A 9,057-nucleotide genomic window follows, 5' to 3' on the forward strand; every position below is an offset into this window, starting at 1 on the left:
GAGCGTCACGGGTCAACCCTGCGATCAGTGTTTGCGTTCCCCAGCTGCCAAAAGGGGCGTCCATAGTCAGCCGTTCTCCTTGAGGAGCCCAGCCACGCAGTCGGGTGAGGTTGGTCTTAACGGCTGTTTCGTCAATGAACACAACGCGATCTGGTGCCTTTCCGATGTCATCGACGCAGCCTTCGGCGCGGGAGGTCGCGGCCGTCTTCGTGAAGATCCCAGCTGTTCCCGGGAAGTCCTCTCTCTGCACGAGGCCATTGATTGCGTTCTCCACATGCTGAACCCGCATCGAGATGTGCCACCAATCAGGATGCAATGTTTTGACACATCGTATCGTGTGCGCTCTGACAAATCGCCATTGCGAACCGCCACTCGTGCTTTGAGCAGGTAGTGCGCTCTGGCTCGAGACCACATCCATCGGAAGAAACCCGGCGTCAAAAGGCATTTTCTGTCTTTCGGCCCACTCTTCGACTCTGTCGCATGATCAACGAACCCGCCCTGGCTTCAAAGTAGCCGCAGCCAATGAATCAACAGTTCCAACGGGGCACAAAAGAATAGAGTATTTCTATCAAACCATTGTTTTTTGGTATTTTATTTCGGCAGCCATCCCTGATTAACTTTGAAAGCACGTCTGCCAAAGTAGAGGTAATTTTGATCTTGTTTCCCCTTCTGTCGCCACCTTTCGTTCGCGCAACGTCTCGGTTCGGGGGGCGTTTGACCGAACTCAAGGTTGCAGGTGGCGAGCATTGCGCCAAGCCTTTCGGTCGTGGTGACCGCTACGGTGCTGTTCGCTGGCAGCGCAACTCTGGGGCGTGGCACAAGCCCAGCCCATTGACGGCGGCCAGACAAAACCGGCCAAGATGCCGTCGATTGTGGCGTATTGAGATGGAATGCTGCGGCGTGCGGCGGACAAACTTAAAATAGAGTTTCGAGTAAGGGATAACATAATGGAAAGGGACGAAAAAGAGCGACCGGTTTTGCCACCAAATAACGATGAAGGTGATACACATTTTTCTCAGTCGTGGTTGAGGGCAATGGCTTTGGCCTTAACTGCAAGCTGGAGTTGTTTTTTGGTTGCGCTGATTTATGGTTTCGCCTTTTTGCAGGCACTAGCAATTTTGGTAATTTCGGGACTTTTTGTTTTTATCCTGAGTTTGGGGTTCAGTGCGCTCGCAGGAACTGTGTGGGCGGCAAGTCTTAGTCCCAAGTCGTTTCGCCGTGCCAGCAGATTTCTAGGGGTGCGCGTCGACGTCTGGGGATCTGGGCAGGCCGGATCGCGTTTAGCAAACCGACATCGTTATGACCCCGCCAGATTGGCAGCAGGTGTAGTCGAACAGGAATCGGAAGCGCCTACCGAGCCGGCCAATTGGATGCAGGTCTCGCGTGATCAATCGTCTGTTGATCGCGGCCGTTGCTTTGTTCTGGCTGACACTTCTGTCCCGCAATCTCGCCAGTTGGTGTACGACCTGTCCCAAATTGGTTTTGACGTCGATATGTGTGACGACCCCGACGCCGTGATGGGCACGCTTCGAGACAGGCCTGGCGATTGTTGCTGGTCTCTTTTGGTTGTCGACCTCGATTTTTTTGAAGCCACGAGTGGAATGGGCGAAGTTATTGATGAGCTCCAGTCGCTACGTATGCGTATGAAAAGCTTGAGCGTCATTATTCTGTCGAGTGAAATCGGCCGGGATAGCTATCACACAAGCCGGTTGACGATCGCAGACATGAGCCTCGTGCCACCCGTTTCACTCAAGCGTCTTCGCAGAGGTATCTGGGATGCACAATCGAACAACATGATTTGGCAGGGCCGCGTTCAAGGATCTATGTATCCAACATTTCAATCGTTGGCACACAAGTCATAAATCACATTAAACGTAGCTTTATGTGGTGCCCTCGTCCCTTTGGTATTGGTGAGCTGGCCCTTTTTCTGTCCGAATTGACGACCAAAATCTGGGAGTCCCTATGTCTCGAACCATCGCCCGACTAGTCGCTCTCAAGCTGGCAGTCGCCATTCAGACTTCGATATCGCATGCAGAGAACCAAAACAAAACGCCTTTGCATTCACCTACGGTCGCTGACGAACGGATACTACGTATAGACCGCTTCATTGGCTATCACGACCGTGGCGCGGGCAGCGCGGTGGATGTCGCCGGGGCGTTCCTTACGACCCAAAGTGAGCCTTGGCCGTCGGGTTCGGCTTTTGCTTCAGCTCTGCGTTGAGTGATCGCCTAGATCTCTTTGACGAGGCCTCCTGTACCACAGGGCTAAGCACAGTTGGTGACACTTGCGCCCTTGGGGGTACGCAGGTCTCAAGATGATGTTCTAGAATGGCGTCGGTGAGAGGTGCGCCGCATGTGATTGCGCTTCGGTGATTAAGCGTCGATTTCAATTGAAGACCACCGCTGAGTCCAACATCCCGAAACATAGCAAGCGTGTGTTGAACCGGAACTAACTGAAATAGGTGTCGAAACACGGCAAGGGTCCGTAAGGTGTGTATTAATGGCTACTGCATTGAAATGGCATGATCGTTGGTTGGCACGCCTTCCGGCGAACCGGTTACTGACGCGACTGTTGCTGGAGAGTTTTCAGGAACATCGCTGGAAATACCTCGCCGCATCCGGCGCAATGATACTTGTCGCGGTCGCAACTGCGGGCTCTGCCTGGATGATGGGGCTGATCGTCGATGCCTTGTCCGAGCCTGAAAACCGGACGCAAGTCATAACGGTCGGCGTGGGGGTCGCGATAATCTTCGCGTTTCGTGGTTTTGCCATGTATGTTCAGGCGGTTCTGATGGCGCGCGCCGGCAACAGGATTGTCGCACAGAAGCAGATGTTGATGTATGATCGAATGCTGTGGCAGGGCGTGGCTTTTTTCAACAGCAATGCCTCATCGGAACTGTTGCTGAAGATCACTCAAAGCGCGCAATCAGCGCGGGGCATCATCGATACGATCGTTTCGGGTTTCATTCGCGATCTTCTGACATTGGTTGGGCTGATAGCGGTCATGTTCTACCAACAGCCGGTGTTGTCCCTTGTCAGTCTAGTGGTAGCCCCGATTATTATCTACGGGGTTCAGCGCATTCTGCGGCTGGTACGCAAAGTCATGGAACAGGAAATGGCTGGGCTGGGCGAGATCATCAAGGTCGTGCAGGAGACGTCACTCGGCACCCGGGTGATCAAGGCTTTCGGGCTGGAACCCCGCATGTCTGACCGGATGGACGTCGCTGTTCGTCAGGTCGAAGATCGAAACAATCGTATCGTACAATTGCAATCGGCAACGATGCCTTTGTTGGACATTGTGGCGGGCCTCGCGATTGCGTCGATTGTTGTGCTGAGCACGGTCGATGTTTTCGGGCGGTCCCCCGGGACGCCAGGGCAGTTGATGTCCTTCGTCACCGCCTTTCTGATGTCGTATGAACCCGCGATGCGACTGTCGAAGATGCGGGTAGTGATCGAAAGCAAAATGGTCGGCGTCAGGCTGATGTACGACTTGCTTGATGCGCCGCAGAGCATGGTGGAAAAACCGGACGCCGTGCCTTTGAAGCCCGGCCCTGGCAGTGTGGTGCTGGACAATACCAGCTTTGCCTATGCCGAGGGTGACACTGTGCTGAAATCTGTAAGTGTAACGTTCCAGCCCGGCAAAACGACGGCTCTGGTCGGCCCGTCAGGCGGTGGCAAATCCACGCTCTTGAATCTGATCCTGCGTCTTTATGATCCTGTTGAAGGAGCAGTTCGGATTGATGGTCAAGACATTCGAAACGCAACCTTTTCCTCGTTACGCGGAAAGATCGCCTTTGTCGGGCAGGATACGTTCCTGTTCGATGGTACCGTGATGGATAATCTGCTGATGGCACGGACAGACGCAACCGAAGAGGACGCTGTGGCCGCCGCCAAGGCCGCCCATGCGCACGAATTCATTGAGAAGCTGCCACAGGGATACGGCACCACCATTGGTGAAAACGGATCCTCTCTGTCTGGTGGTCAGCGCCAGCGTCTGTCGATTGCACGCGCGGTTCTGCGGCAAGCCCCGATCCTGTTGCTGGATGAGGCGACAAGTGCGCTTGACAGTCACTCTGAAGCGTTGGTGCGTGATGCATTGGATACTATCACTCGCGGGGTAACGACGATTGTGATCGCACACCGGTTGTCGACGGTGATGAATGCGGATGAAATATGCTATCTTGAAGCTGGCGAAATTGTTGAGCAAGGCAGTATTAGCGCATTGCTTGCCACCAAAGGTAAATTCAAGGCGCTTTATGACGTGCAGTTTGGAAAACAGAGCATGGATCAGTGACCACCACCAAATGACTCACTGGTCTTGGCAAAATCAGGGTATTGTTTTTGGGGTGTATCCCCTTGACGCAAGTAAAGTGATTTGCTATTTATGATGCATGGAAAAGAGCAAATCAGCATCACCCGACTTTAGTGTCCGCGACTTCTTCAAGCGCTTCCCTGACGATGAGGCCTGCCTTGAGCACATCTTCAACGTCCGCTTTGGCGAGCGCCACGTATGCCGGTCTTGTGGTGTCGAGAGCACCTTTCACCGCATGGGTGAGCGTCGCGCGTGGGCATGTGCGTCTTGTGGCGATCACGTTTACCCAACAGCAGGCACGATCTTTCAGGACACACGCACCCCACTGCAATCATGGTTTTATGCGATCTACCTTTTCGTCTCAACGCGCCACGGTGTTTCCGGCAAAGAACTACAGCGCCAACTTGGCGTGACCTACAAAACCGCATGGCGGATCGGCAATAAAATCCGTGAGCAAATGAGCAAGCACGACGCCCAAGCGATCCTGTCGGGCCATGTTGAGATTGATGAGGCCTATGTAGGCGGCAAACGCCCCGGCAAACGTGGACGTGGCGCAGCGGGCAAGACAATCGTCATGGGCTTCAAGCAGCGTGGCGGCAATCTGGTTACAGAGATTATCCCCAATGTGAAGATGAACACACTGCGGGAACAAACACTCAAGCACGTTGAGGCAGGCACCACGGTGTCAACCGATGAATTGCTTTCGTATGGCTTACTGAAAATGGAAGGCTACACGCACGTTGCCGTTAAGCACGGTCAAAAACAGTGGGCAATCTATGACTATGAGACGCAGCAACTACACCACACGAACCACGTGGAAAGCTTCTGGCGTCACTTTAAGCACTCAATTCGCGGGACCCACGTTTCAATTTCGCAAAAGTGGATGAAGCGCTATCTTGATGAGTTCACTTTTCGGGCGAACCATCGCGACGAAGTGAACCTGATGTTTGATCGTCTGATAGCGGCGTTTTGATAACGGCAGAGGCGGTTTCATCAAAAGCCGCCTCGCTGATCGGAGCAACTCCACGAGCCTCTTCTTGCGCGATAAACTCTTGTAATCGCCCACTTTCTATAGCTTCCGACAAAGATAACATGCTGGAATCACTCCTACTTTCTTGACCGTTAGGCAAGAATACCATACATAAAAGGGGAAGGCACCGCAGCACCTTCCCAATCCGCCTTTCGGCTTTTGCCGGATTTCTCGATCAACGGCCTTGGGTTAACAAAGCGGTTTGCCAGATAGGGATGCTCCTTTCATTGGCTCTGACGCCATTGGTTAGGGTTAGGAAAGCCGGAGGTGTCGCAAGCACTTCCGGTTTCCGCGTCTGAGGGGCTGCGGCCCTCATTCTCGGGGCAAGGCATGACCTTGCAGCATTCATTCTACGGCCCTCAGTTTTGGGACTTCGCTTTCGTCTTTCTTTTTGGGTGGGAATGGGTCACCCAGCGACCAATCAGCCAGAAGCTTCTTGTACCTATGGATTGTATTCACCGTTAGGCTGTACTCTCGCGCTATCGTTGATAGCTTTTCTCCATTTGCGATCTTTGCCTTTATCGCGCTGGCCTGCTCTTCAGATATCGCCCACCCCTTCGGCGACCAAGTGCCCTTCGACTTCCCAGACTCTTGGCCCGACCTTATAGCATCCGCGTGCTTAAACTGGGTGATTTCGCGTTGCGTATACCAATCCCGGAGCCCCCAATGAGATCGCGATACCTGGATTAGATCTCCGTGGCCTTTTCCTCGCCGAATAAATGCTGCGCGCGCAGACTGGTGCGGGTTAGCGCCATCGAAGCGATAGCCTCCGGCTTGCGCCGCCTCTATGAGGTCCTTCATCTTCATAGCTTTGCCGCCCGCTTCATTCTTGAGGATCAGCACCGCTACTTCAGAAATCGGCAAGTCAGCATAGCGAAATTTTCCGGGATTAGCTTCCTCTGGCGCAATATTCTGATCTGTGCGAGTCGATTCCTCTTGAAGCGGTGCGCTCGCAACCGGAGAAGCGTGGCGTTTCTGGATTCGAAAAAGACAGGCTGTCGCTAGGTTTATATCAGCCGCGTCATCATGGTCCTTTGCCGATATCGACATAAGGGCCTCAAGCGCAGAGGCGATGGTATTCATATGGTTGCGCGAATCCTGCATGACACGTCATCTAGACCGAAAGATCGGATGCGTCAACATGCCTCCTTCATTTAAAGAAAGGAGTTATGATTGAATGTGACTTGTCTCAAGGGGATACACCCCTTGTTTTTTGACCATGTCAGCTATTTCGGCCAGAATAGCGTCAGGTGGTGGTGGTAGCAGCCGGTCTTGAATGGCCAGAAGGTAATTCAGCCGCATTTCTGAAAATACCTTTTCACGGCTTTTTTTCATGAACGACATCCCGAAAATCTGATCGTTTGCGTAGCAAAACGCTGCGTTGAACCGCTTTCGGTTGACGCATCTGCGCACATGATCCAGCGCCAAATCTCGCCATCCCGGGCTGTCCATTGTGAGAGCCCGAAGTTTGTCACCTTTCCGACGCAGATCGTTGTCGCCATAAGATGCATATCGGATCAGCCAGGCCAACGCCTCGGGATCCTAGCTGCCGACAATCCGCAGTTGATGACCGCCTGCGATATCGATCTCAATCGCACTTTGTGTGGGCCTGGTGTCAGTCGTTGAGGCCGTGTTTTTGGCCGGGATGCGGTCGACAATCTCGACGGGAAGAAAGCATGGCGTCCCAGCTACATCACCTTCAATGATCTCCAGTTCAGGCGCAAACTTGGGATCACGTAGCCATTTGTGGATCAGATTGGTGTTCATCGCGTACCGCCGCGCAACCTGAGCGACTGAAACACCTGGCGCGCAGGTTTGCGCGCAGATCGACACCTTCTCCTCATCCGACCAGAACCGCTTCTTCTGACCCTTCTTACCCGCCATATCCGTCCTCAAGATGTCCACTATCAATGGTGGACACTTATCAACACACTCTATGGACCGTCAGAGCAGCCAGGCCGGACGCTTACGCAGTAGCTGGGTCAGTTGAACGTGAAACGGAAGTCAATCCTGATGGTCTTGTGGATCGCGGTCTTTTTGACCGCCTGCGGGTAAACTGACGAGGCTCGCGTTCGGGCCGCTGGTGAAGTCGTTGGTGAGGCGCGGTCGGAACAGGAATTGCCCGACCTGCCGGACGAATGCCGCCGCTTGTCACACAGCGACGTGCGCGTGGGCGATCAGCTTGATGTGGCGGTGCTCAAAGCGGACGCGGCGCTCGACCGGCCTACTGCGCCGGGTGGTATGACGACCTGCAGGCTGGATTTAAGCCGGAAGACGAGAATGAATGACCTTGCGTCAAAAGGGTTCTCAAAGGGTATTAAGAATGGTTCAGGCGTTCTCTTGCCAGTTCCGCGAAGAATGCGGACCGATTGCTGGTCGCGGCATCAATGCGGGCGATCAGCGTCTTCGGTAGCGTCAGGAAGATGCGCTCGGCAGCGTTGCTGAGCATCATCGGGATATAGATGATCTTCCCGCCATCATCGTCGATGTCTTCTGGAGCAGAGGGGTCAGGGATGGCGTCTTCCGCTTCAATCAGATCAGCCAGCGCGCCTTCGATCATATATTGCGCTTCATAAATGGCGTCTGTTTCGGTCGACGCGCCGCCGCCACCAAATTCGGGGCTGAAGTACCCCCAAGTGTCACCTTCACGATGAAGGATGACGGGGTAGAGGCGGGTTTCTTTTTGAATCGTCTTTGGCATGGTGGTTCCTATTTCGGCAGTTTGATCTTCGCTTGCTTGGCGATTAGGCGGGCTGTCGGCAGCGGGATGTCTTTGTGGCGTCCGACGATAGTGGTGCGACCATCTTCGTGCGCCCACTTCTCGTGGTTGGTGCCGCCTTTGCTGATGAAGCCTGCAGCTTCCAGTGCTTTGATGATATTGCGTCTCTTGGTCATGTCTTTTTGTACACGTTGGTGCATGAAAAGGCAAGAATAAAATGCACAAAAGAGCATACATAAAGGATTAATAGTTTGGAAGCCGTCCTTTATGTAGTGGGAAATGCAAGCATGCACGTGCCGTCGCGGCGAGCGGTGCAGGTAGCACGAGACCATCAATCTCGCCTGAGCAAAAGGACATTAATAATTTCTGAGACAGGTCATATGACGGTCTTGGCCAACGAGTGGTTTAGCCTTGGCTCTATTCCCCGCCCGGGATGTGGTGTTAGAAGCCAGTTGAACGTGAAGTAATGCAGGCAAGAAGGAGCAGCAAAATGGATGATGGACAGCTCGCCAAGAGGACAGCAGAAATGGCAGACAGGTCCACTCAGCGCATCAACCATCAAACTTTTCTCGGGCAAGATTCTATGGTGCTGCCATACGACGAGGCTTTGTTGATGGCTGAGGACCTTTTGAAGATGAGTCAGCGATTTGCTGAACTTCAGGAGGAAGCAAACAAATATGGACGCGGGACGGTTGGTATCCGTTGTCGCGGGGATGGGATCACGGGCAGAGAATAAAACAGAGGCGTTGGCACTATAGTTCAGGCTCAGCTTTGTGCCGCATCGGTCGCCCGTAGGGGGTCCATCGCTGGGTTTTGCTGCATCCGATCTAACTGCGGCATCGGTAGCAACGCGCAGGGGAGTATCCGAAACTCTGTGTATGAGGCTTAGCCCATGCGAGTTTGGCGGCTCATTTGTTGAACCGTTCTGGGTATAGGATAGCGAACTGATTGCGGGCAGCAACCCATTCTCTGACGGCCCTGCCTGTCTTCTCAAGAC

At 53.6% G+C, this 9,057-nt stretch carries 9 protein-coding genes and 1 pseudogene; 4 read left to right on the plus strand and 6 right to left on the minus strand.

Features of this window, described 5'->3' with window-relative positions; genetic code table 11:
* A pseudogene (locus ACFWW2_RS12155) lies at positions 1 to 163 on the minus strand (IS630 family transposase); the annotation flags it as partial.
* Between the two features lie 784 nt (positions 164 to 947).
* Between ACFWW2_RS12155 and ACFWW2_RS12160 the strand changes: the two are divergent.
* From ACFWW2_RS12160 to ACFWW2_RS12170, 3 genes are all read left to right on the plus strand, one after another.
* Positions 948 to 1,862, plus strand: a complete 915-nt coding sequence (locus tag ACFWW2_RS12160) for a hypothetical protein (protein ID WP_393928344.1) — start codon at positions 948 to 950, stop codon at positions 1,860 to 1,862.
* Positions 1,863 to 2,499: 637 nt separating this feature from the next.
* On the plus strand, positions 2,500 to 4,293 hold the full coding sequence (locus tag ACFWW2_RS12165; protein ID WP_393928345.1) for an ABC transporter ATP-binding protein: 1,794 nt from the start codon (positions 2,500 to 2,502) through the stop codon (positions 4,291 to 4,293).
* Positions 4,294 to 4,390: 97 nt separating this feature from the next.
* Positions 4,391 to 5,284, plus strand: coding sequence for an IS1595 family transposase (locus ACFWW2_RS12170; RefSeq protein ID WP_393928346.1), 894 nt, complete (start codon positions 4,391 to 4,393; stop codon positions 5,282 to 5,284).
* A 402-nt stretch (positions 5,285 to 5,686) separates the two neighbouring features.
* On the opposite strand, the gene ACFWW2_RS12175 is transcribed toward ACFWW2_RS12170, so the two are convergent.
* The 5 genes from ACFWW2_RS12175 to ACFWW2_RS12195 form a co-directional block, all read right to left on the minus strand.
* Positions 5,687 to 6,445, minus strand: a complete 759-nt coding sequence (locus ACFWW2_RS12175; RefSeq protein WP_393928347.1) for a hypothetical protein — start codon at positions 6,443 to 6,445, stop codon at positions 5,687 to 5,689.
* Positions 6,446 to 6,508: 63 nt separating this feature from the next.
* Complete coding sequence (locus tag ACFWW2_RS12180; RefSeq protein ID WP_393928348.1) at positions 6,509 to 6,676, minus strand: hypothetical protein; 168 nt, start codon at positions 6,674 to 6,676, stop codon at positions 6,509 to 6,511.
* A gap of 207 nt (positions 6,677 to 6,883) precedes the next feature.
* Positions 6,884 to 7,225 carry an IS66-like element accessory protein TnpA gene (gene tnpA, locus ACFWW2_RS12185; protein ID WP_393928349.1) on the minus strand — a complete coding sequence of 114 codons (342 nt, stop codon included), beginning with the start codon at positions 7,223 to 7,225 and terminating at the stop codon, positions 6,884 to 6,886.
* 433 nt (positions 7,226 to 7,658) lie between these two features.
* Positions 7,659 to 8,042, minus strand: a complete 384-nt coding sequence (locus ACFWW2_RS12190) for a type II toxin-antitoxin system HicB family antitoxin (RefSeq protein WP_393928350.1) — start codon at positions 8,040 to 8,042, stop codon at positions 7,659 to 7,661.
* An 8-nt stretch (positions 8,043 to 8,050) separates the two neighbouring features.
* The gene (locus tag ACFWW2_RS12195) at positions 8,051 to 8,236 is read right to left on the minus strand and encodes a type II toxin-antitoxin system HicA family toxin (RefSeq protein ID WP_393928351.1); all 186 of its coding nucleotides are present in this window, start codon (positions 8,234 to 8,236) and stop codon (positions 8,051 to 8,053) included.
* Positions 8,237 to 8,550: 314 nt separating this feature from the next.
* On the opposite strand from ACFWW2_RS12195, the gene ACFWW2_RS12200 reads away from it, so the two are divergent.
* Positions 8,551 to 8,796, plus strand: a complete 246-nt coding sequence (locus ACFWW2_RS12200) for a hypothetical protein (RefSeq protein ID WP_393928352.1) — start codon at positions 8,551 to 8,553, stop codon at positions 8,794 to 8,796.
* Positions 8,797 to 9,057: the final 261 nt, after the last annotated feature.

This window comes from Yoonia sp. R2-816, assembly GCF_046762905.1.
Classification (GTDB): domain Bacteria; phylum Pseudomonadota; class Alphaproteobacteria; order Rhodobacterales; family Rhodobacteraceae; genus Yoonia.

Coding starts and splice junctions, on each gene's coding strand:
- tnpA (WP_393928349.1), bottom strand. CDS start 7,225: ATGGCGGGTAAGAAGGGTCAGAAGAAGCGGTTCTGGTCGGATGAGGAG.
- ACFWW2_RS12170 (WP_393928346.1), top strand. CDS start 4,391: ATGGAAAAGAGCAAATCAGCATCACCCGACTTTAGTGTCCGCGACTTC.
- ACFWW2_RS12165 (WP_393928345.1), top strand. CDS start 2,500: ATGGCTACTGCATTGAAATGGCATGATCGTTGGTTGGCACGCCTTCCG.
- ACFWW2_RS12195 (WP_393928351.1), bottom strand. CDS start 8,236: ATGACCAAGAGACGCAATATCATCAAAGCACTGGAAGCTGCAGGCTTC.
- ACFWW2_RS12190 (WP_393928350.1), bottom strand. CDS start 8,042: ATGCCAAAGACGATTCAAAAAGAAACCCGCCTCTACCCCGTCATCCTT.
- ACFWW2_RS12200 (WP_393928352.1), top strand. CDS start 8,551: ATGGATGATGGACAGCTCGCCAAGAGGACAGCAGAAATGGCAGACAGG.
- ACFWW2_RS12160 (WP_393928344.1), top strand. CDS start 948: ATGGAAAGGGACGAAAAAGAGCGACCGGTTTTGCCACCAAATAACGAT.
- ACFWW2_RS12180 (WP_393928348.1), bottom strand. CDS start 6,676: ATGAAAAAAAGCCGTGAAAAGGTATTTTCAGAAATGCGGCTGAATTAC.
- ACFWW2_RS12175 (WP_393928347.1), bottom strand. CDS start 6,445: ATGCAGGATTCGCGCAACCATATGAATACCATCGCCTCTGCGCTTGAG.